Origin of the sequence: uncultured Lactobacillus sp., from assembly GCF_947367125.1 — a bacterium.
GTDB lineage: Bacteria > Bacillota > Bacilli > Lactobacillales > Lactobacillaceae > Lactobacillus.
The window spans coordinates 54,202-77,437 of record NZ_CANBCQ010000004.1 but is presented as its reverse complement, the minus strand read 5'-3'; the positions used below and the strand labels follow the sequence as shown (position 1 = coordinate 77,437).

Genomic DNA, 23,236 nt, shown 5'->3' with positions numbered 1-23,236 from the left:
TCCCCTTTAAAAATTAATCTTCATTATTATATGGTTGATCTAAATGAACTAAATCTTCTAGACTTTCTCGTTTAATGACTAGCTGAGCTTTGCCGTTTTCTGCAAAAACAACAGCTGGACGAGCATTACGGTTATAATTTGAAGCCATTGAATATCCGTATGCTCCAGTATCAAGCATTACTAAAAGTGAGCCTGATTTAGTTGCTGGAAGTGCTTGATCTTCAGCTAAGATATCGCCACTTTCACAATATTTGCCAGCGATTCTTACATGCTCTGTCAAATCAGCTCGTGGATCAGTAGCTAAAACTGTTTCATATTTTGCATCATATAGAGCTGGACGAATATTATCACCCATTCCGCCATCAACAGTCACATAAGGACAGTGGCCCGGAACAATCTTACGACTACCTGTTGTATATAAGTTATAACCAGCTGGACCCACGATAGAGCGTCCAGGTTCAATATCAATTTTTGGAAGAGGAAAGGCAGCATTCTTAGCTTCTTTTTTGATAGTTTTAACAATTGCTCTAACAAATTCTTCTGGTTTTAATGGATTATCTTCCGCAGTATATTTAATTCCAAAACCACCGCCCACATTAATTACTTGTGCAGTATAACCATATTGACTACGCCAGTTTTCGGCAACTTCCATTAATTTTTTGGCAGCCATCTCAAAACCGTTTAATTCAAAAATTTGTGATCCAATATGAGCATGTAGCCCGATCATATTCATTCTTGAATTAGCTAAAACTTGTTCTAAGGCTAAATCAGCTTGACCAGATTCTAAATCAAAGCCGAATTTACTATCAACCTGACCGGTCTGATCATATTCATGTGTATGTGCTGAAATACCTGGTGTGATTCTTAACATGACATCAATTTTGGTATCTTGCTCACGTAAAACTTGATCTAATAACTTAATTTCATGAAAATTATCAATAATAATCTTACCAATATGATTTTTAACGGCCATTTCAAGCTCTGACTTAGATTTATTGTTACCGTGAAAACTAATCTTCTCTACTGGAAAATGAGCTTTCAAAGCTGTATATAACTCTCCAGCTGAAACCACATCTGTATAAGCACCTTCCGCCGCAGCTATTTGATACATCGCTACACAAGCAAAAGCTTTGCTAGCATAACTAACTGCATATTTTACGTTTTCTTCTTCAAAGACCTTTTTAAAAGCTCTAATTTGATTACGAATTTGCTCTACATCGTATACAACAAGAGGTGTGCCATACTTTTTAGCTAATTCAACTGTATCAACACCACCAATAGTTAAATGTCCTGCTTGATTGATTTGGTTTTCTAAAATTTGTGAATTCATATATTGCCCCTAGTCTTTATGCATGCGAAGCACCCAATAAAAAAATCCATTGTCTGCGCTAAACAAACAATGGATTAGTTTTCACTTAATCTTATGGTCGATAGCGCTCCGCGAATTTTGTCCGCGACAGTCCGTAATTTATTCAATCACGACCCAGCTTATCCCTTCAGCTCGGTTTAAGCTTCGGCAACCTCCCCTTTCACAATTAGTCTTCGTTTTGCTGAACTCATAATTGTTACTCTTGTCAATTGCGCCTCTTCGATTTACATGTAGTCTACATTCTTATTAAATTTTAGTCAATACTTTTTATCATTTTTTAATTTATACCATATATACTTTTCTATCCAGGACCAGTATTCTCAACTTTTTGTTGCAAGATTAAAAAATAATGCTAAAATTCAAATTAATTTAGTTCAAATCCATTTTCTGGTTAACGAATTATGAAATTTCACTTCAAGGGGATTATGTTATGAAAGTAGTTAAATTTGGTGGTAGCTCTTTAGCTAACGGACAAAATGTAGAACAAGCATTAAATATTATTTTAAGTGATCCTGAAAGACGCATAGTAGTAGTTTCTGCGCCAGGTAAAAGAAATGATGATGACATCAAAATTACAGATCTTTTAATTAAGTATGCTAATCTGACGCTCAAAAACGAAAATACTGCTGAAATCGTTCAAACAATTTTTATGCGTTATCAAGAAATTGGACATTTCTTTGGTGTATCTAACGATGAACTTAAAATCATCAAGGAGATTCTTTTAGCTTTACCTAGTCGAAACTATCCTAATTCCAGCTACTTAATGGCTGCTTTTAAAGCTCATGGCGAGCGTCTTAACGCGCGCTTAATTGCTATGATATTGCAACATCAAGGTATTAAAGGTCGCTTTCTCGATCCAACAGAAGCAGGTCTCATAGTTACAGGTGAGCCTAACGATGCTTTAGTTAACCCTGAAAGCTACCTCAATCTTGATCAAGTAAAAATCACACCAGATGAACACATTATTTTTCCTGGATTTTTCGGTATCACGCCATCAGGTAATATTGCTACATTTTCACGAGGTGGATCTGATATTACTGGAGCAATTTTAGCACGTGGTTTTCATGCTGATATGTATGAAAACTTTACTGACGTCAACGGAATTTTTGCAGCCAATCCACATATCGTAAATAATCCGCAATCCATTAAGAAAATGACTTATCGCGAGATGCGAGAATTATCTTATGCTGGCTTCTCCGTTTTCCACGATGAAGCTTTGATTCCAGCCATTCAAGGTCAAATTCCTATTAATGTCAAAAATACCCATGAGCCTGATCAACCTGGTACTATCATCGTCCCAGATAAAGACTTTGTGCCAGATAATATTATTACTGGCGTAACCAGTCAAAAACACTTTTCAGCTCTTTATTTGCATAAATATTTGTTAAACAAAGAAGCTGGCTTTACTTTGCGAATCCTTCAAATTTTGTACAAGCACAATGTTCCATACGAACATATGCCTTCTGGTATCGATGACATTACAATTATTTTCAACAATGATTTTCTAAATGATCAGTTAATTGACCAAATTTGTAATGAAATTCAAGCAATAATTAATCCAGATCAGCTCGAATGGATTGACGATTATGCCATCATCATGGTCGTTGGCGAAGGAATGAAAAAGTATCATGTTGTTAGTCGCCAAATTTTAGATTCCTTAGGTGATCATGATATCTCACCACGCATGATCAACCAAGGTGCATCCCAAATCTCAATGATGATCGGAACAAAAAAAGAAAAAGCAGACGAAGCAGTAAGAATTATTTATCAACAATTTTTCAAGAAAGGCTAAAATCATGGTTAAATTATTAAAAGTACACGGATCACAAAATCATTTTTTTATTCTTGATCAAACTGAACTGAAACAAAATTTATCTGACAATGAATTAAAAGAATTAACTATTAAGCTTACCAATCCACAAAACGGTCTTCTTGGTGGTGCGGACGGTGTATTAGTGATCAACAAGCCCGTCAGAGAAAATGCTTTAGCTCAAATGCGTGTTATTAACGCCGATGGTAGCGAAGCATCAATGTGCGGCAATGGCCTTAGAACTGTTGCTCGTTATTTAAGTGAAAAGTATCAAAAAAGCAATTTTTTGGTTGATACCATGAATGCTAGCCTCCGCGTTAGAAAGGACGACGACTTCGCTCCAAATGTTCCTGCTTTTGCAGTTGAAATTTCACCTGTCCACTTCAATAAAGAAGCCTTGCCATTTGACAATTTAAGACGTGATCGTTTGATAGATGAATTTGTTCCTGAACTTTATCCCGGTTTACGCTTTTCTTCTATCGCCGTACCTAATCCTCATTTAATTAGTTTTGTTAATCAAAAACAAATAACTGGTCCTATCTTAGGAATAATTGGTAAACGACTCAATAGTGAAAATCCGTACTTCACTGATGGTGTTAACGTTAATTTTGCTCAGATCTTAGATAAGAATCGTTTATTTGTGAGGACTTATGAACGTGGTGTAGGTTTTACTAACGCTTGTGGAACTGGAATGTCTGCTACCTCATTGGCATTTTGTTTAACTAAACCGGAAATGGCAGAATTTGATACTCCAATCAACGTTTATAATCCTGGTGGCATGGTAAAAACCATTGTTCATTATGAAAACAATCACTACTGGATTGAACTTATTGGAAATGCTACCTTTACTCATCAAATTTCTATTGCTGAAGAGGATTTAAGAAACAATAATCTGGCTAATGCCCAAATTACTAAAACCAATGAACAAAATGCTTATGAAAAATTCGTCGACAATTTACCTGAATTCAATGACATCACAACTTTAGCATAATCAAAAAGACTTGCCTTGTATAAGCAAGTCTCTTTTTTTAATTTAAATCAGTTAAACCATGTTTTTTCTTTGAAACACGATAAAAAAATATTAACCCAAAGAAGATTGGTCCAAATCCAGTTCAGAAAGCTGTAGCATATCTATGTTCCAAAAGCGGCTGCAAAACCGTAAATATAATACCCGTGCAGACAATTATTTCTACAAATACTATACACTACCGTCCATAAACTACATAAGTAATATTACCCGTGTTGGCACCAGTTTGAACGATATCTCTTTGATAATTGACTGAAAAATCAGTCAAGACATAAGAAACAATCGTAAATAGACTACTAATAATTAAACCTTTGGGAAAGTCTTTTTCGGAATGCTTCATACTGTCAATTACACCACCAATTGAAGACATGATTTTAATTCCGGTCATTCCTCTTGATGACAAGTATGTAAATACGATCATGAACAAAATCGCCAATACACCTATTAGTTGCGTTCCATGCAAGCCAAATAAATTCCAACTCTGAGTTGTATCTTTACCAAAAATTAGCGCTGAAATCAAAATCCAGAGTCTTGAGGCACTAGATACTAGCCAAAGCACCCAAGTCTAGCCAGCCAGACAAAAGTTTCGATAAAAGCCCATTTTTCGCCAAGAGAGCCAGCAAGCCAGAAATAAATCCCACCTTGTGCATCGTGAAAGGCTGAACCGTATTCTGCCATTATTAACCCAGCTGGAAAGAAAAAACAAATTCCGGCTAAAATAAGCCAAATAATACCGACATAAGTCATTTGCCGGTATGAAACCGAGACATTACCGGAACCGTAAACTGTAGTTATGAGCATCAAAACTAGGCTTAAAATGGTTAATGTCTTTTTCTGTGTTTTATTGTCATCCAAGATAAAGCTGCTACTTTCTTTACTATACTTTTAATTTTAGCACCCTTTCTTTTAAGTAGATTTATTCTAATAATCCTCTCATAAGAAAAAGCTGCTAACCTCAGTTAACAGCCTTCTCATTCTTTATTTATTAATTTTTTCTTCAATCCAGTTGCCCAATTCTGCTACATGTAATTTTGTTACAGAACTGAATGTCAAAACCGTCACATGATCATAGTTAAGATCTATGTTCTTTTTCAGGCGTGACATTACTTTATTTACTTGGCTCTTTTTTATTTTATCAATCTTCGTACATACAACTAAAATAGGCAAATTCAGATATTGAGCATAATTATACATTGCAATATCATCTTTAGTTGGTTCATGACGAGAATCAATTAAAATTACTAATCCCTTTAAGTTAGGTCTAGTTTCCAAGTAATCTTGGATCATTTCACCGAATTCTTGACGTTTCTTTTGTGAAACTCTAGCATAACCATATCCTGGTACGTCTACAAGATAAAACTCATCATTGACTAGATAGAAATTTAAGGTTTGCGTTTTACCAGGCTGTGAAGAGGTTCTAGCCAAGTTTTTTCGATTAAGTAGTGTATTAATCAGACTCGACTTTCCAACGTTTGAACGGCCTGATAATGCAATCTCAGGCAAATCATCCTTAGGATATTGATCCTCTCTAACTGCACTGACAGCATAACTACTACTTTTAATTATCATTAGCGCCTACCTGTGCTTTGCTGCTTTCTTTTTTATCCTTTTTACGAGTAACTTTAGGTTCAGTATGACGCGTGATTACATCCTTGGTTACTTCAACAGTTTCAATATCTTCTTCACTTGGGGTTTCATACATAATGTCCATAATTGAATTTTCAATAATGGTTCTAAGCCCACGTGCCCCCATGTTTCTTTGAATTGCCAAGTCAGCAATTGCCTTAAGTGCGCCATCAGTAAACTTAAGTTTAACGTCATCAAGTGAAAGCAACTTCTTGTATTGTTTAACTAAAGCGTTCTTAGGTTCAGTTAATACTCTAACCAAATCTTTACTATTTAATTTATCAAGTGTAGTAATAATTGGGATTCTACCAATAAATTCAGGAATCATGCCAAACTTAACCAAATCAGCTGTAGTTAAATGACGAGTCCAGTCATCGGCATTAACTTTATCTGCTTCATTTTCAGCACCAAAGCCAATGGTCTTCTTGCCCAAACGATTCTTGACAATTTGCTCAATCCCATCAAAGGCACCACCAACAATAAATAGAATATTAGTGGTATCCATCTTGATCATTTCTTGTTGTGGATGCTTACGACCACCTTGAGGTGGAACTGAGGCAATAGTACCTTCTAAGATCTTCAGTAATGATTGTTGTACACCTTCACCAGAAACATCGCGGGTAATTGAGACATTTTCAGATTTTTTAGAAATTTTATCAATTTCATCAATGTAGATAATTCCACGTTGAGCACGTTCCAAATCGTAATCAGCGTTTTGCAATAGCTTAAGCAAGATATTTTCAACGTCTTCGCCTACATAACCAGCTTCAGTTAATGTAGTTGCATCAGCAATCGCAAACGGTACATTCAAAATACGAGCCAAAGTTTGCGCAAGATAAGTCTTACCTGATCCAGTAGGTCCAATCATTGCAATATTTGATTTTTGCAATTCAGTTGAAGAATCAACGTCCATTTGACTGATTCTCTTATAGTGATTATATACGGCAACTGATAATACTTTCTTAGCACGATCTTGACCAATGACATATTGATCAAGTTCTTTTTTTATTTCAACAGGCTTAGGTAATTCACGAGCTGTTTTTAATGAATCTGCTCGCAATTCATCGTCAATAATTTTTTTAGCCAAGTCCACACATTCATTACAAATATAAACGCCGTTTCCAGCAATCATTTTTTTGACTTGGTCTTGAGTTTTACCACAAAAAGCGCATTTAATCTCTTCTTGATCTGTAAACTGATTTGCCATTATTTTTCCTCCTATATCTACCAAAAATTAGATTATCATAAATTAACTAATATTGATAAATATTAAGCTCGAACAACAAAAAAAGCGGCCTATAGCCGCTTTTAGTGAGAAATCAGCAATATCCATTACTTGCTTTCTTTCTTGTCATCGTCTTCTTTAGCTTCAAGCTTTGACTTAGCAACTTGCTTAGCATTATCAGTAACAAGATCCATAGCCTTACGTACAGTAATGTCGTGACCTAACATGTCATCTGATAAGGTATTACGTACCATCTTTTCATCCATGTTGTATTCTGAAGCAAGATCCTTGATTTCTTTGTCAATTTCTTCCTTAGTTGCCTTGAGGTCTTCTGCAGCTACAATAGCTTCAAGAACTAAGTTAGTCTTAACTCTTTCAGCAGCATTCTTAGCAAATTGTGCACGCAATTGTTGTTCATTAGTATTAGTTAACTTGTAGTAAGTTTGTGGATCAATACCTTGACGTTGCATGTTACCCAAGTATTGGTTTAATTGAGTATCAACATCTTCTTGAATCATAGCATCAGGAATTTCGTCAATAGTAGCATTGTCTACAGCACCTTCAATTGCAGCTTCTTGAATAGCGTCGTTTGCTTGTTGTTCCTTTTGTTCCTTCAAGTCTTTCTTGATCTTGTCCTTCAAGTCATCAAGAGTATCTACAGAATCATCAACATCCTTAGCAAATTCGTCATCTAACTTAGGAAGTTGCTTTGACTTAACTTCGTGAATCTTAGTTGCAAAGTGAGCTTCTTTACCAGCTAAATCCTTTGCACCGTAATCCTTAGGGAAAGTTACAACAACATCAACGTCATCGCCAGCTTCATGGCCTTCAAGTTGATCTTCAAAGCCAGGAATGAATGCACCTGAACCTAATTCAAGTGAGTAGTTTTCAGCTGAGCCACCTTCAAAGGCCTTACCGTCAATAGTACCCTTGTAGTCGATAGTAACAGTGTCGCCCTTTTCAGCCTTGCCCTTCTTAAGAACAAGTTCAGCATTTTGTTCACGACGCTTGTCAAGTTCAGCATCAATATCTTTTTGGTATACACGAGTATTTTGCTTAGGAACTTCAATCCCCTTGTAGTCGCCTAATTTAACTTCTGGTTCTACAGCAACAGTAGCCTTCATAGTCCAGTCCTTGTCCTTATCCATTGATACAGGAACAATTTGTGGTTGACCAACTGCTTTAATACCTGCTTCTTTAACTGCAGCAGAATATGCATTTGGCAATACAATGTTTAAAGCATCTTCATATAAAGCTTCTTCGCCATAGTATTGATCAAAAATCACACGAGATACGTGACCCTTTCTAAAACCAGGAACACGCAAGTTTTTCTTTACTCTTCTAAAAGCTTGGTCCAAGCCTAATTTAATTTCATCTTTTGAAATATCAAAAGTAAGATCACCGGTTGTCTTGCCGGTCTTTTCCCATTTAACAGACATTAATTAAATACCTCCAATGTCAAATTTGAGTTTGCTTCTTGCATACTAAGTTATCTTACCTTAAAAGGGCGCAAAAAACAAATTTAAAAGAAAAAAGATGCGCTCCTGTGAAGAAGTGCATCTTTTTTACTATATCGTTAGAAATTAGTCAAGGATTTCAGTAACCTGACCGGCACCAACGGTACGACCACCTTCACGGATGGTGAACTTAGTACCCTTTTCGATGGCAGCTGGCTTAATCAACTTAACAGTAAATTCAGTGTTATCACCAGGCATAACCATTTCAGTACCTTCTGGCAATTCAATTTCACCAGTAATATCAGTGGTGTGGAAGTAGAATTGTGGACGGTAGTCTGAGAAGAATGGGGTGTGACGGCCGCCTTCTTCCTTCTTCAAGATATAAACTTGACCCTTGAATTCCTTGTGAGTTTGGATTGAGCCTGGAGCAGCCAATACTTGACCACGAACAACTTGGTCACGGTCAATACCACGAAGCAATACACCAACGTTATCGCCGGCTTCACCTAAGTCAAGAGTCTTGTGGAACATTTCCAAACCAGTAACAACTGACTTAAGAACCTTGTCTACCAAACCAACGATTTCAACTTCGTCACCGACCTTAACAGTACCACGGTCGATACGACCTGAAGCAACAGTACCACGACCAGTGATAGTGAATACGTCTTCAACTGGCATTAAGAATGGTTTGTCAGTTTGACGTTCTGGAGTTGGGATGTATTCATCAACGATGTCCATCAACTTAAGAATTTGTTCTTGAGCTTCCTTGTCGCCTTGTAAAGCCTTCAAAGCTGAACCACGAACAACTGGAATATCGTCACCAGGGTAATCGTATTCAGTTAACAAGTCACGAACTTCCATTTCAACTAAGTCGATCAATTCTGGATCGTCAACTAAATCACACTTGTTTAAGAAAACAACGATGTAGTTAACACCAACTTGACGAGCAAGCAAAATGTGTTCACGAGTTTGTGGCATAGGACCATCAGTTGCAGCAACAACTAAGATAGCACCATCCATTTGTGCAGCACCGGTGATCATGTTCTTGATGTAGTCGGCGTGGCCTGGAGCGTCCATGTGAGCGTAGTGACGATTTTCAGTTTCGTATTCTACGTGGGCGGTATTAATAGTAATACCACGTTCCTTTTCTTCTGGTGCAGCATCGATTTGTGAGTAATCTTCAGCCTTAGCCAAACCCTTGTCAGCCAAAACAGTAGTAATAGCCGCAGTTAAAGTGGTCTTACCGTGGTCAACGTGACCGATAGTACCAATGTTTACGTGTGGCTTAGTTCTAACGTAATGTTCTTTTTCTGCCATTAAAATGACCCTCCTGTAAATTTGCAAGAAGTCCGTTGAGATAAGTTAACGGATAATTCTCTGTTGAATATTGTACTACTTTCTTCGGCAAATGCCTAGTAAAAAAGCTTAAGCGATATTGCCTAACGAAAATATCCTTTGCTAATTATACTAAATAGTATCGAAAAGTAAACCTTTTTTGCTTATTTTTTATTGAGGTAGATTATGATAGATCGTTTTTAGCAATTTTTGATGACTGTGCCCATCTTTTTTTAATAAAAATGACACTAGATCACTAGCAAAACTATCTGGTTCATCAACATATTCGTTAATCTTAGGATAAAGACTGCCTAGCACTAAATTTACTTCTCCTAGCATTAACGGTAATTGACTAGGATTATTATGAAATTTGCTTCCGATACTAGAAACAATTTCTCGATATTTTGATTCTTTTTCTAAAAGCAAAGTATTTTGAGGCGTAAAGCTTTCCAATTTACCAATTACCCAAATTTTGAATTGCTCTTTAAGACCTAACCGAACTAAATCCTCACACAGTGACAGCCTTACTGCAAAATTTGGTGTTGGATCTAACAAAATGCTTTGAGCAAAAGTTTTAAAGTTAAGCAAATTTAATTTATAAAGGTCTTCATAATCCGCCTGACTAACTTGCTTTTTTTCTTTAAATCTCTGCATAATTTGCTGTTGCTTCTCTTCAGAAACTGGCTTTACCTTTTCTACCACATTTACTCCGACAATATTTTTTAATTGCAAAGCCTCAATATAAAAATTGTTTTCAGCTAAAATTTTGCAATAGCTCTTAAACACTCGCTGATCAGAAAAAAGATCAGGCTCCTCTTTAATTAAAGCATACGCCTGATCTTCTTGTTTATTAGCACAATAGAGCTCACACAGCTTTAAAATTACATCCAAAGAGTGTTCTCCTCGCAGCGCTTCTTCTAAGTTTTGAATAGCCGCTACAAGATCGCCCTTACGCTCATCTTCTTCAGCAAGTTTTAATAGATTTTGTTGACTTACTGATGTCATTTTTAGTCTTTTTTATTACTTTCTTTTTTCTTAGTTACTTTGGTTTGCTTATTTTCATCTTTAGGATGATTTTTGTTATCATTTTGTGCTTTTTCATTGCGTTTTTGCATAGCACGATGACGATTTTGATTTACTTCCATAACTACAGGTAAGATTACAGGTCGACGATTAGTTTTCTTATATAGAAACTTCTCCAGATTGCTGCGAATATCTTGCTTTAATTCGGTCCAATCAAACTTTTTATGTTCGAAATTAGCCTGAATTGCCTTTTTAATCACATCAATTGAATCGCTCATCAATTGGCGATTTGCTTTAATATAAACAAATCCACGGCTTGTAACTTTGGGCTCTGCAATAATCTTTTTCTTTTTACGGTCAATTGTTACAACAGCGATAAAGATACCATCATCTGACAACACTTCACGATCACGCAAAACAATATTGCCAACATCACCTACGCCTGAGCCATCGATCATTGTATCTTCACCTGGAACAGGATCAGTCAAGAAGAAACGCTTTTGCTTAAAGTCATATTCAAGACAATCGCCATTTTGGGTAATATAAATATCCTTAGGACCCATACCAGCCTTAATAGCTAGATCACGTACAACTTCAAGCAAACGATATTCACCAATTACAGGAATTAAAAACTGCGGCTTCAAGGTAGTGATTAAAAGCTGTAAGTCACGTCCAGTTGCATGACCACTAGTATGCATATTTCTACCTAATTGGATAACCGTACCGCCAGCCTTATAAACTAAATCACTGGTTTCAGCCACCATAGTTTCAACCGCATGCGATGGCGTAGTAGCAATAAAGACCAAATCACCCTTATGAATTGTTATCATACTGTGGCGTTTTTTGGCCATTTTTTGCAATGAGTTAAGTGGTTCACCCATACGACCAGTTTCTAAAATTACAGTCTGTTCATCTGGTACAGTTTTTAGGTCCTTAACTCGCATCAATAAACCATCAGGCACATCTAAATAGCCCAATTTCATTGAAGTTCTAACAATTTTAGCTAAATCGCGACCAGTTAACAACACTCTCTTGCCTGTTGCAGCAGCAGCATTCAAGACTTCTTGAACACGATTTAAATTAGAAGCCTTAGCAGCTACAATAATTCTGCCTTTAGCATTTCTAAAAACGTTAGTTACAAATTTCCCAATATCTTGTTCTGAAGCATTAGGGAAAGAGGCTTCAGCATTAGATGAATCGCTCAAAAGTGCTAAAACGCCCTTTTGTTCAATCTCAGCCAGACGGTCCATATCAGTCCGATAATTTGGTGCAGCTGTTGGATCAAACTTAAAATCACCAGTATAAACAATTTCACCTACTGGCGTATGCACATCAATTCCAAGTGAATCAGGAATTGAATGCGTTGTATGAAAGAATGAAATGCTAGCATTCTTAAAATCAATCTCAGTATCTGCATCAATTACATGGAACAAACTGTTTTTACGCTTTTTATTCTCACGTTGAACTTCAATTTTTGCAAGTTCAATACTTAATTGTGACCCAAACACCGGAATATCATACTTACGTAAAATATATGGTAAAGCACCAATTGAATCAGCATGTCCGTGCGTCAAAAAGATCCCTGCAACTCGATCACCATATTGTTCAAAGAAATCGAGGTCAGGAATTACTACATCGATACCAAATAAAGAACTATCAGGGTACTTTAATCCGGCATCAAGAACGAAAATTTCATCATTAACTTGAACGGCAAACATATCTTTACCTTGTTCGCGTACACCGCTCAAGATCATAATCTTGATTTGATTAGCCATTATATTTCCTTTTCTATCTAATTTTTAAAATTCTTATGGATCTATTGATCTCAACGTAAAAATAATCTGTTTCAATTTTAGCATAAAGAAAGAAATTATAACAGAGACAAAAAAGCCAACTCTTCCGAGTTGACCCTTTAGTGCAAAATTTATAAGAATTAACGACGAAGACCTAACTTCTTAATTAATTCACGGTAACGATTAATATCGTTGTTTTCAAGGTAACGAAGCAAGTTACGACGGTGACCAATCTTATTAAGCAAACCAACGTATGAGTGGTGGTCGTGCTTGTGGCTTTTCATATGGTCAGTCAAGTTGTTGATATCAGCAGTTAAAAGAGCAACTTGAACTTCAACAGAACCAGTATCACCTTCGTGAGTTGCGTATTCCTTCATAATCTTTTCTTTTTCAGCTTTTGAAATTGCCATAGTAATTCACCTTTCATTAAATAATTGCCGTTAACAACGTCTATCGTCGGCGTGAACAAACAAACAGCGTTAACGGTTCACAACAGTCATAATCATACACATTATTTTTTAAAAAAGCAAGCAGAAATTACCTTGCATCCTCAATAGTTCTTAAGTATAATGAATGAAGTAAATTTCTAAATCATTGGAGGTGAATTTCATGCCACAAATCAAATCAGCTATCAAACGTGTTAAGACTCAAAACGCTACTAACGAACGTCGTGCTTCTGAATTAAGCAAGTTAAGAACTGCTGTTAAGAAGTTTAAGAACGCTGTTGAAAGTGATAGTAAGGAAGACGTCTCCAAGTTGCATTTAGAAGCTGAACGTGCTTTGGACAAGGCTGCTTCAAAGGGCTTAATCCACAAGAACAAGGCTGCTCGTGACAAGAGTCGTTTAAACAAGTTAGCAAACAAGTAATCTTACTTATTACTAATTCATACAAAAAGAGGAGGTCATCGACCTCCTCTTTTTGTATCTTTAAACATTTAAAATGAATAACTTTAAGAAGTTATCTTCATGATAAGTTCCATTTTTATACTTGAATTCTAACTCAATTGCATCCCGCAACAGATTCTCTAATTTATCTACTTTTAACCGATTACGCATTGCTAGCTTAACTCTATAGGGATGCACCCCTAATTCTTTTACAATTTGTGCTTCACTACGCCCTCTTTGCGCTAAAATTTTGACCACTAAAATTAATTCTAGCTGATTTTCAAAGACAGCTAGTAATTGAATCGGATTGGTTCCCTCACGCAATTGATTGTTTAATCGTTCAATAGCCTCACGATAATTTTTGTTTAAAGCCGCTTCTAATATAGCAAAAATATTTTGAGCCAATGATAAGTCGACATTTTGCATTACTGCTTTTTCAGTAATCTTGTTATCAGCTGCAGCCATTTTTAGTTTTTGATAATTACTTAAAATCGTATCAATTACTTGGTCACTGCGCTCAATTAATAATTGCAAAGCAGACTGGGTGATTGTATATCCTTCTTCTTTAATCAAAGCTTTAGTTATCGCAGCAACTTCATATGGACGAATTTGTGGTTCAACCACATTAAATTGTTTTAAAACTGTTTTAGTCAGTTTCTTACGCCGATCAAGCTTTTCATAAGAAGCAACTATTACTACTACATCTTCTAAATCAGTTAAATTTTCAAAGATTTTTTGCAAATCATCTATTTGCTTTTGAAACTTTTTTGGTACTTTAGCCGTTAAAAAGAATGGATTCTTAACTACAATAAATTTTTGTTCACTAAATAAACTTGATTCTGTTAAGCTGGCAATCAACTCATCTAAGCCATCGCTTTCACAATCAACATTCACATGTTCCAAATCTTTAAAGCGATCTTCTTTTGCATATGATCTCACTAAATAATCATTGAGAAAATCATCTCCACTCCAAACTAAAGTATGCGGATTATTGTTATTGGTATTTTTAAATAAAGAAAGTAAGGTCATTTTTTACCCCGCTTTAAAAAGTAACTAAATTCAGAATTTTCCATTTTACCATAATACCAGCTAATCATACCACAGTCTTGGGTTGAAACCCATGGTATTTGTTGCTGATGTAAAGTTTGTAGCGTTTCTTGATGGGGATGTCCAAAACGATTATTTCGTCCAGCAGAAATAAAAACTTGCTTAGGATGAATTGCACGCAAAAAATCTGGATTAGATGAAGTTTTACTTCCATGATGTCCCAATTTGAAATAATCTACTTGTAAATTACATTTTTGCATGATTTCTTTTTCACCATCTTGTCCTAAATCTCCAGTGAATAACCAATTTTTATTGGCTAATCTAAAAAATAAACTTAAAGAATCTTCATTCTTTCCTTCACCGGCATGATCTGGATAAACGACATTAAATACAATTTGCGGCTCTTTTACTTGCATCCCTGCCATCAATTCAATTAATTTAGTATCTTTAATTCGACCATCTAATCGCTTCTGAAAGGACGGATTTTTAATTAATCCTTTTGCCATAAATAGCCGTTTAACATTAATTTGTTCTAATAACGGTCCTAAATCACCAACATGGTCAGCATCTTGATGGGAAACAAAAACTCCATCAATCGTATTAATTCCCTGACTTTTCAAAAAAGGAATAGTAATTCGATTAAGTTGGGGCGTTTGCTTTTTACCACTAAAATTCAATTTCCCACCAGTATCAATCAAATACACCTTCCGCGGAAATGGCGTAGTTACTAAAATGCTATCTCCTTGCCCTACATCAATAAAAGTTACCTGGCCTCGCAAAGTAAAATGAATCATACTGAAAAAAATCGCATACAAACTTAAAATGCAGGCCATGATCTTTTTGCTATTAAATCGGCAAGCAGCTTTTTCCCCTAACGAAATAATAAATACGATTGTCACTATTAGCAATAATAAGCATTGCCACCAATTAATTTGCCCAAAAGATAGCAAACCTAACTTAGTAGTTGATACTTGCCCAATAATTTTTTCACCTAATCCCAATATTTGTTCCAATATCGGAGCTAAATCTTTAGTTAGGGCAAAAGTTATAGCATTAAAAAAGGCTATTGGCAAAACTACCCAGTTAAAATAAGGCACTACTAGCATATTGAAAATAACGGTTAAACAATTAACTTGATAAAAATATAGCAATAAGAACGGGGTTAATAAAAGATTTAACAAAATTGCCTGCTTAATACTGCCAAATTTATCAGTTAACTGTAACCCAAAAGCCAAAATATAACTTAACACTGCTCCGGCAGCCATAAATAGTCGTGGGACAACTAACAGGTGCAAAATACAGGTCAAGCCTAATAAATCTATTGGGGCCACATGATATCTTTTAAACTTGCAAATTTTCCCTAAAAAATACGTTAGACTTGCTCTGACAAAACCTGCCTGACCATTACTTAAAAAGATTCCCAATAATAGTACTAAGCTGCAGCAAACAAAAGTTTCTTCATCTGTCATTTTTAAATTAAAGCAAAATACACTAATTAATAAGACATAAATTCCCACATGCAAGCCCGAAATGCTCAATAGGTGAATCACGCCTAAATCCCGGTAATTATTCAATATTGCTTGATTTTCTTGGGCATTATTTTCACCCAAAACTAGTTCACTAGCAAAAAAACCTAGTAACTGCGGCATACTGGCAAAATACTCTTGCAATTGAAATCGTAATTGATGCAATTGATCAAAGAAATTATCAATCTGTAACAATTCCATTTGACAATTTTTATATTTCACTTTTTGATAAATCTGCTTAGCCTGATAATAATTCTGAAAATTAAATTCTCCAATATTAGTAGCAGGTTCAATCAAATTGCAATCGCCACTGATATCCTTCATTAAAATGGGATTTCCCCGCTTAAGCAATATTTTTTGTGCGTCTGTCACTTTGCCACTAATTAATACTTTGCCTTGCGCAAAATTACCGATTCCCGTTAAATAGTCATCTTTAATTTTGACTTGATCAGGATAAATTTTTAATTGACTCTGCTCTGTTAAGACGAGATTTTTCTCTTGCTTATTGAAAAAAATTATTGTTAATAATGCAGCAACTGCCAAACTAACTATTGTTAAGCTAACCCGATATTTTTTGATTAGCAATAAAAGAAAATAACCACCAAAAAGCAAGGCAATAATTTTTTGACTAGTCGTCGTACAACTAAATGCTAAAAAAGATATTACAACCAATAGCAAAGCTGTTAATAAATAAAAGCCAACTTCATTTTTAAATAGCCAATTGATCTTTGAGACTAGCAAATGTCTTTTCTCCTATTCCTGATACCTGCATTAGATCTTCTATCTTTTTAAAAGAACCATTTTGTTCACGATAAGCGATAATTTGCTCCGCCTTTTTTTGACCAATTCCAGTCAATTTTTGCAATTCCGTCACATTAGCTGTATTTAAATTAACCTTGTCACCGCCACTGCCTTGGTCAGTTGAATTATTAGCAGGTCCACTACTCTGATTATTAGCAGCCGAACCGGCAGTTGCAGCTGGCTCAACTTTTTCACCCTTATAAGGAATATGAATCTTATCCTGATCTTTAAGCAAAATAGCCCGATTAATCGCCTTCAATTGTGCTCTAGCTGTAGTACCACCTGCTGCTTCAATCAATTCCTGCAAACGTGCACCATTCTTCAAAGTATATACCCCCTGCTGCTTTACTGCTCCTGAAATATCACAAGTTACAGTTTTGGAAGCTGAAGATGAACTACTAGTTGTCGCATTAACATTAGATGCTGCAGTCGAACTACTTGAACTGGATTGCATCATCTGATTTTCTACTGCTGGACTACTTTCCTGACGGTTACCTTTCTTTAATCCCAAAAATCCAACTACAAGAATTACGCCAACGATGAGATATATTTTTTTCTCAAGTAGAAATTCTTTTATTTTTTCAAAATTCATAAAAATCACCTCTACTATTTATTACGCAAAAAAAGCCCAGAATTTTTTCTGGACTTCAAATTTTTTCAAAAAAGTTTTAATAATGTGTCTTCAGATAGTTTAAAGCGTCATCAAAAGTATCTACAGGCACAATTTTCATCTTGGTATGGATTCTTTTCGCAGTTCTTTTGGCCACTGCATAATTAGTTTCATTCTTTTTTACACTAGTTGAATCAGTTGGCGCAAAGAAGATTTCCGCCCCTTCTCGACTGGCTGCAACTACTTTTTTATCAACACCACCGATAATACCCACTTTTCCTGTAGGCGAAATTGTACCCGTTCCAGCAATCTTGTGTCCTTTACTTAAGTTCTGTTTAGTAAAGACTTCATAGCTTTCAAGAGTAAACATTAACCCAGCTGATGGGCCACCAATCTCGCCAGCATTAATTGTTAACTTGGGCTTAGTTTTTACTTCTACATGTTCAACTAACTGAATACCAATACCTGGTTTATTAGTGCCTTTTACTTTAACAATCTTACCAGTAAAGTGTTTCTTTTCTTTGCCACGTAAAACGGAAATTGTTACTCGCGTGCCAATTTTTTGTTTACGCAGGTAAGACATCATTTCTTCAGTTGAATGAAATTGATGTCCGTTTGCACCTAAAACCGTATCACCGATCTGCAGTTTGTGCTTAAAGCTAGAACCCTTTTGTACTTCCATCACATAGACGCCAAGATACTTCAAACTGTGTTTCTTACCAGCTTTCTTGGCTGCATAATAAATAGCATTTTGTTGGCTAGTTTCCATATACCAATTTTGCAATTCATTATACTGACTGCTAGTTTGTCCTCCTAGAAGTTCTTTACTTGGCACTCGTTCATCATATGGCCGAGTAAAGCTCCATAAATATTGAAAAACTGAAGCTGGCTGACTAGTTACACTAACTGTCACTAAATAAAAATTATACGGTTTTTTACCGGCGGATTTGATAAATTGCCCAACTGGTACTGCTTCACCTGGCGATTCAATATAATAATCGGTTGGCCAAACAGCAATTACAATAAATAAAACAAGCGCAATTAAGGCAAACAGCCAATTATGCAGGTGCTTTTTTGATTGCTTATTATTTTTATTACTCATGTCGTAGCTTCTCTCTCAATGCTATTGCAGCTTTTTTAGGCAAAAATAAACTAACATCTTCATCAAAACGAGCTAATTCTTTAACCATACTCGACGCCACAAATGAATTTTCTGGACTAGTAAACAGTAAAACCGTATTTACATCTGGTGCTAGTTTCTTATTTATTCCAGCAATTTCCTGCTCATAACGAAAATCATCGCTATTACGGACGCCACGAACCATCACTGTAGCATGAAGTTCATGTGCCAATTTCACAGTAACTTCTTCAGGCCTTTCTAACACTTCAATATTAGGCACTCCCTTTAAGGCATCCCTAATTAAATCTGCCCGTTCTTCAGGTGTAAACAAGTATTGCTTAGCTGTATTGGTCATCGCTACCACATAAACTTTATCAAAAATTTCAGCTGCCTTTTTAGCCGTTTCCACATGACCATTAGTAATTGGGTCAAAACTCCCCGGAAATAAAGCGATCGTCATTATTAGTCCCTTCGATAAATCCGCACAATTGTTTTTCCTAAATGATGTTCTTTGATCAATGAAAATCCCGCAATTTCACCTAATTCAGTCTGATCATCAGTTTCTGCAACAACAGTTGCATGCTCATTAAGCAACCCTAGCTTATCCATTTGTAGCATGTCTTTAGCAATTTTTTCTTTGGCATAAGGCGGATCTAAGAAAATTAAATCAAATTTTTTATTCGCTTCAGCAAATAATTTCAAAGCTGCTGAACTGCGCATATTATAAATATTAAAACGTTGTTCTTCCTTAGTTAAAGCAACGTTCTTTTTAATAATTGTGCAAGCAGCACGATTAATATCGACTAAACTAGCACGATCACAGCCTCTTGAAACAGCTTCGATCCCTAAAGCACCACTGCCGGCATATAAATCCAAGACATTGCCGCCTTGAAAGAACTGCCCTAAAGAATTAAAAAGCGATTCCTTAACTTTATCACTGGTCGGTCTAGTTCGATTACTTTTTAAAGTAAACAAATTTCTCTTAGCATATTTTCCTGAAATGATTCTCATTTTAATTGATTCTCACTTTTTTCTTGTTCAAGTTGCAATTTTTCTTCAGCTTTTTTAGCCATTTCGGTCAATTGATTTTCAATATGTTTACTATCTAAATCAACCTCTTCTTCAGCTGAAATTTCGACATGTTTAACAAAATCTAAATGAGCAATCTGCCCTTTAATCTCATTGCATTCTTTACGATCAACATAAAGAACACAATACTTCATCTTTTTAGAAAAATAAACAATATCACCGTAATGGCGCAATTTATATTGATCGCTAACTGATTTTAAATAAATAATCAACGCTACACGTTTGATTAAATTTGTACCTTCAATTTCCTTATTAATACTCATGCAATCGTTTCATCCTTTTCCTGTAACATTTTTTCATTTGCGGAAACATTCAAAACGAGTCCAATCGCTGCAGTCAAAACAATCATTGATGAACCACCATATGAAATAAATGGCAAAGTAACCCCAGTAATCGGCAATAATCCCAACACAGCGCCAATGTTAAAAAATGCTTCTGTAAAAATTATAGTGGTAACCCCAAAACAAATTAATGCATCAAATTGAGAAACTGCATGAACTCCTACTTCCATAATTTGCCACATCAAGTAAAATAGCAATCCTACTAAAAGGATAGTAAAAATAACACCTACTTCTTCTGCTGTAATGGATAAAATAAAATCAGTATATGGTTCTGGCAAATAGCCTCGCTTTTGCATACTATTACCTAAACCAACACCAAATAAACCGCCATTATGAATTGCATAATAGGAGTTAACTAACTGGGCCCCACCTTTTCGTTCTAATTCAAAGGGATGCAAAAATGACATTAATCGCTGAAATTGATAACTTTTTTGCAAAAATCCTGGGTTCCAAGCAACTACTATCAAAAATACTAATGCCACCAAAAGCACTATTCCAGCTAGCCACATTAAAGCTAATTTAGTTGGTACACCTGATACTGAAAACATTACCAGAGTAATCATAAACAGAATCGCTGTCCCACCAAAATCCGGTTCAACAATTACCAAACACATTAAAAATGCAGCCAAAATTGCTGGGTGAGATAAATTATGTTTAATTTTGCCTTTAACTAACTTCCCATCTCTCCTATCTAGTACATATGCTAGATAAATGACTAAAGCCAATTTAGTAACTTCTAATGGCTGTAAATTAATAAAGCCTAAATTAATCCAACCTACGGCTCCGTTAACCGCCGCACTGCTTCCATGCGCAAAGCGTAAGAATACTAGCCACAGCAGCATAAGTATACATATTGATAGAAAACCTGCTACAAATTTTGGACTTTTAAATACTTTAATTTTTAATGCGAAAAATGGAATACCAAACCCAAAAAATGCCACAGCAGCATAAATTGCCTGTCGAACCCCATAAACATTTGGTTTAAAGCCATTGACTAATAAAATATCTGAACTAGCTGAGTATACCAAAATTATTCCAACAATCACCAAGATTAGATAAGGAATAAAAATTCGGTAATTAAGATAATGTAATTTCCGACGCACAAGCGTTGCCCCTTTATTAAATAATACTTTTTTATTATAAAACAAAAAGGTCACCACTTCTATTAAGTGATGACCTTTTAAAAATGATTAAACTAAATTAGTTAGCACGATTACGCTTCTTGTCAGCCTTTTGACGTTCTGAAGTGTTCAAGATCTTCTTACGTAAACGAATAGATTCTGGAGTTACTTCACAGTATTCATCGTCATTTAAGAATTCAATAGCTTCTTCAAGAGTTAAAGTTCTAGGGGTCTTAATAGCAGCAGCGTGGTCCTTACCAGCAGCACGAGTGTTAGTTAAGTTCTTACCCTTAGTTACGTTAACTGCAATGTCACGTTCACGACTTGATTGACCAACAATCATACCTTCGTATACTTCAACACCAGCACCGATGAATAACTCACCACGTTGTTCTACTGATTGAAGTGAGTAAGTAGTAGATTGACCTTGGTTAATAGATACCAAGGCACCATTACGACGACCTGGGTTCCAGTTCTTAACTACTGGCTTATATGAATCAAAGGTGTGGTTCATGATACCATAACCACCAGTTTGTGACATAAATTCGTTGTTGTAACCAATTAAACCACGTGATGGTACTAAGAATTCAAGACGAGTTTGACCATTACCAGTTGATTCCATGTTCTTCATTTCACCTTTTCTTTGTGAAAGAGAATCGATAACTGAACCCACGTATTCATCTGGCGTATCAATTTGTACTGATTCAAATGGTTCACACATAGTACCATCAATTTCACGGTAAATTACCTTAGGACGTGAAAGTTGCAATTCGAAGCCTTCACGTCGAAGTTCTTCAACCAAAATTGAAAGGTGAAGTTCACCACGACCAGAAACAGTCCAAGCATTTAATTGATCAGTTGGTTCAACCTTCAAAGAAACATCAGTACGAGTTTGACGAATCAAACGATCTTCAAGCTTCTTAGGAGTTACTTGATCACCTTCACGACCAGCAAATGGTGAGTCATTGGCAACAAAGTCCATTTGCAAAGTTGGTGGATCAATCTTAAGTAATGGTAATGCTTCTGGATGTTCAGCTGAAGCAATAGTTTCACCAACGTAAATGTCATTAATACCACTAATAGCGATGATATCACCGGCCTTAGCTTCTTTAATTTCATTACGCTTCAAACCAAAGTAACCAAATAATTTAGTAACGCGGAAGTTTTGAGTTGAGCCATCACGTTTCATAACAGTGATGTTGTCGCCAACCTTAACCTTACCACGGTAAATTCTACCAACACCGATACGACCAACATAGTCATCCCAATCCAACATAGTGATTTGGAATTGCAATGGCTCATCAGAATTATCTACTGGAGCAGGAATATTCTTAATGATAGTATCAAAAATTGGATCCATAGTTTCTTTTTGGGTACTTGGATCTGGATCATATGATGAAGTACCATTCAAAGCTGATGCATAAACAACTGGGAAGTCAAGTTGTTCATCATTGGCACCTAATTCGATAAAGAGTTCAAGAACATCGTCTAAAACCTTCTTAGGACGAGCACCTGGACGGTCAATCTTGTTTAAAACAACAATAGGTTTTACGCCAGCTTCCAAAGCCTTCTTCAAAACGAAACGAGTCTGTGGCATTGGACCCTCATAGGCATCAACCAAAAGCAATGCACCGTCAACCATGTGCATAACACGTTCTACTTCCCCACCAAAGTCGGCGTGACCTGGTGTATCCAAGATGTTGATAGTAGTATCCTTGTACTTAACAGCAGTGTTCTTAGATAAAATAGTAATACCACGTTCACGTTCAATGGCATTTGAGTCCATAGCACGATCTTCCAGATTCATATGTTCTGGCAAAGTATCAGATTGCTTCAACAATTGGTTGACCAAAGTAGTTTTACCATGGTCAACGTGGGCAATGATCGCAATGTTTCTTAGATCGTCTCTTCTTTTTTCTGACAAAAGTATTCCTCCCCACTCTTCAATAAAAAAACTGTGACCCGGTCACAGTTTCGGTAACGCATTAGCGCTTTATCGAAGTGCTTTTCTTAAATCTGTATAGTTACGTT

At 35.9% G+C, this 23,236-nt stretch carries 20 protein-coding genes, 1 pseudogene and 1 riboswitch; of the genes and pseudogenes, 3 read left to right on the top strand and 18 right to left on the bottom strand.

What is annotated here, in order from left to right:
* Positions 1–13: 13 nt before the first annotated feature.
* A complete protein-coding gene (gene lysA / locus Q0Y84_RS02305) occupies positions 14–1,330 on the bottom strand; it encodes a diaminopimelate decarboxylase (RefSeq protein WP_297950524.1) in 1,317 nt (438 codons plus the stop codon).
* Positions 1,331–1,422: 92 nt separating this feature from the next.
* Positions 1,423–1,597, bottom strand: a riboswitch (Lysine riboswitch).
* Positions 1,598–1,799: 202 nt separating this feature from the next.
* Between lysA and Q0Y84_RS02300 the strand changes: the two genes are divergently transcribed.
* Both Q0Y84_RS02300 and dapF read left to right on the top strand, forming a co-directional pair.
* Positions 1,800–3,161, top strand: coding sequence for an aspartate kinase (locus tag Q0Y84_RS02300; protein ID WP_297950523.1), 1,362 nt, complete (start codon positions 1,800–1,802; stop codon positions 3,159–3,161).
* A gap of 4 nt (positions 3,162–3,165) precedes the next feature.
* Positions 3,166–4,170 (top strand): diaminopimelate epimerase, encoded by a 1,005-nt coding sequence (gene dapF / locus Q0Y84_RS02295; RefSeq protein ID WP_297950521.1) that lies wholly within the window; start codon positions 3,166–3,168, stop codon positions 4,168–4,170.
* 37 nt (positions 4,171–4,207) lie between these two features.
* Here the strand turns inward: dapF and Q0Y84_RS02290 are convergent.
* The 8 genes and pseudogenes from Q0Y84_RS02290 to rpsO form a co-directional block, all read right to left on the bottom strand.
* Positions 4,208–5,061 (bottom strand): annotated as a pseudogene (locus Q0Y84_RS02290) (amino acid permease).
* 123 nt (positions 5,062–5,184) lie between these two features.
* A complete protein-coding gene (yihA, locus tag Q0Y84_RS02285) occupies positions 5,185–5,775 on the bottom strand; it encodes a ribosome biogenesis GTP-binding protein YihA/YsxC (protein WP_297950519.1) in 591 nt (196 codons plus the stop codon).
* A complete protein-coding gene (gene clpX / locus Q0Y84_RS02280) occupies positions 5,765–7,039 on the bottom strand; it encodes an ATP-dependent Clp protease ATP-binding subunit ClpX (protein WP_297950517.1) in 1,275 nt (424 codons plus the stop codon). Before clpX ends, yihA begins: the two co-directional genes overlap by 11 nt.
* Positions 7,040–7,164: 125 nt before the next feature.
* The gene (tig, locus tag Q0Y84_RS02275) at positions 7,165–8,496 is read right to left on the bottom strand and encodes a trigger factor (RefSeq protein WP_297950515.1); all 1,332 of its coding nucleotides are present in this window, start codon (positions 8,494–8,496) and stop codon (positions 7,165–7,167) included.
* A 144-nt stretch (positions 8,497–8,640) separates the two neighbouring features.
* Complete coding sequence (gene tuf / locus Q0Y84_RS02270; protein WP_005718890.1) at positions 8,641–9,831, bottom strand: elongation factor Tu; 1,191 nt, start codon at positions 9,829–9,831, stop codon at positions 8,641–8,643.
* 189 nt (positions 9,832–10,020) lie between these two features.
* Positions 10,021–10,854 (bottom strand): tetratricopeptide repeat protein, encoded by an 834-nt coding sequence (locus tag Q0Y84_RS02265; RefSeq protein WP_297950506.1) that lies wholly within the window; start codon positions 10,852–10,854, stop codon positions 10,021–10,023.
* A gap of 2 nt (positions 10,855–10,856) precedes the next feature.
* Positions 10,857–12,647: a ribonuclease J gene (locus tag Q0Y84_RS02260; protein ID WP_297950504.1), complete on the bottom strand. Its 1,791-nt coding sequence runs from the start codon at positions 12,645–12,647 to the stop codon at positions 10,857–10,859.
* A 158-nt stretch (positions 12,648–12,805) separates the two neighbouring features.
* Positions 12,806–13,075 (bottom strand): 30S ribosomal protein S15, encoded by a 270-nt coding sequence (rpsO, locus tag Q0Y84_RS02255; RefSeq protein ID WP_297950502.1) that lies wholly within the window; start codon positions 13,073–13,075, stop codon positions 12,806–12,808.
* Positions 13,076–13,274: 199 nt separating this feature from the next.
* On the opposite strand from rpsO, the gene rpsT reads away from it, so the two are divergent.
* Entirely contained in the window at positions 13,275–13,532 is a 258-nt protein-coding gene (gene rpsT, locus Q0Y84_RS02250) for a 30S ribosomal protein S20 (RefSeq protein WP_297950500.1), read from the top strand.
* A gap of 60 nt (positions 13,533–13,592) precedes the next feature.
* On the opposite strand, the gene holA is transcribed toward rpsT, so the two are convergent.
* The 9 genes from holA to typA form a co-directional block, all read right to left on the bottom strand.
* Positions 13,593–14,579, bottom strand: coding sequence for a DNA polymerase III subunit delta (gene holA, locus Q0Y84_RS02245; RefSeq protein WP_297950498.1), 987 nt, complete (start codon positions 14,577–14,579; stop codon positions 13,593–13,595).
* Positions 14,576–16,864 carry a DNA internalization-related competence protein ComEC/Rec2 gene (locus Q0Y84_RS02240; RefSeq protein ID WP_297950496.1) on the bottom strand — a complete coding sequence of 763 codons (2,289 nt, stop codon included), beginning with the start codon at positions 16,862–16,864 and terminating at the stop codon, positions 14,576–14,578. Before Q0Y84_RS02240 ends, holA begins: the two co-directional genes overlap by 4 nt.
* Positions 16,833–17,516, bottom strand: a complete 684-nt coding sequence (locus Q0Y84_RS02235) for a helix-hairpin-helix domain-containing protein (protein ID WP_297950494.1) — start codon at positions 17,514–17,516, stop codon at positions 16,833–16,835. The genes Q0Y84_RS02240 and Q0Y84_RS02235 overlap by 32 nt, the downstream gene beginning before the upstream one ends.
* Positions 17,517–17,592: 76 nt before the next feature.
* A complete protein-coding gene (locus tag Q0Y84_RS02230; RefSeq protein ID WP_297950492.1) occupies positions 17,593–18,636 on the bottom strand; it encodes a SepM family pheromone-processing serine protease in 1,044 nt (347 codons plus the stop codon).
* Entirely contained in the window at positions 18,629–19,114 is a 486-nt protein-coding gene (gene coaD, locus Q0Y84_RS02225) for a pantetheine-phosphate adenylyltransferase (protein ID WP_297950490.1), read from the bottom strand. The genes Q0Y84_RS02230 and coaD overlap by 8 nt, the downstream gene beginning before the upstream one ends.
* Before the next feature lie 2 nt (positions 19,115–19,116).
* Positions 19,117–19,665: a 16S rRNA (guanine(966)-N(2))-methyltransferase RsmD gene (rsmD, locus tag Q0Y84_RS02220; protein ID WP_297950487.1), complete on the bottom strand. Its 549-nt coding sequence runs from the start codon at positions 19,663–19,665 to the stop codon at positions 19,117–19,119.
* Positions 19,662–20,006, bottom strand: a complete 345-nt coding sequence (locus tag Q0Y84_RS02215) for a YlbG family protein (protein ID WP_297950485.1) — start codon at positions 20,004–20,006, stop codon at positions 19,662–19,664. The genes rsmD and Q0Y84_RS02215 overlap by 4 nt, the downstream gene beginning before the upstream one ends.
* Positions 20,003–21,187: a putative peptidoglycan glycosyltransferase FtsW gene (locus Q0Y84_RS02210; protein ID WP_297950483.1), complete on the bottom strand. Its 1,185-nt coding sequence runs from the start codon at positions 21,185–21,187 to the stop codon at positions 20,003–20,005. The genes Q0Y84_RS02215 and Q0Y84_RS02210 overlap by 4 nt, the downstream gene beginning before the upstream one ends.
* A 97-nt stretch (positions 21,188–21,284) precedes the next feature.
* Positions 21,285–23,129, bottom strand: a complete 1,845-nt coding sequence (gene typA, locus Q0Y84_RS02205) for a translational GTPase TypA (RefSeq protein WP_297950481.1) — start codon at positions 23,127–23,129, stop codon at positions 21,285–21,287.
* Positions 23,130–23,236 lie beyond the last annotated feature (107 nt).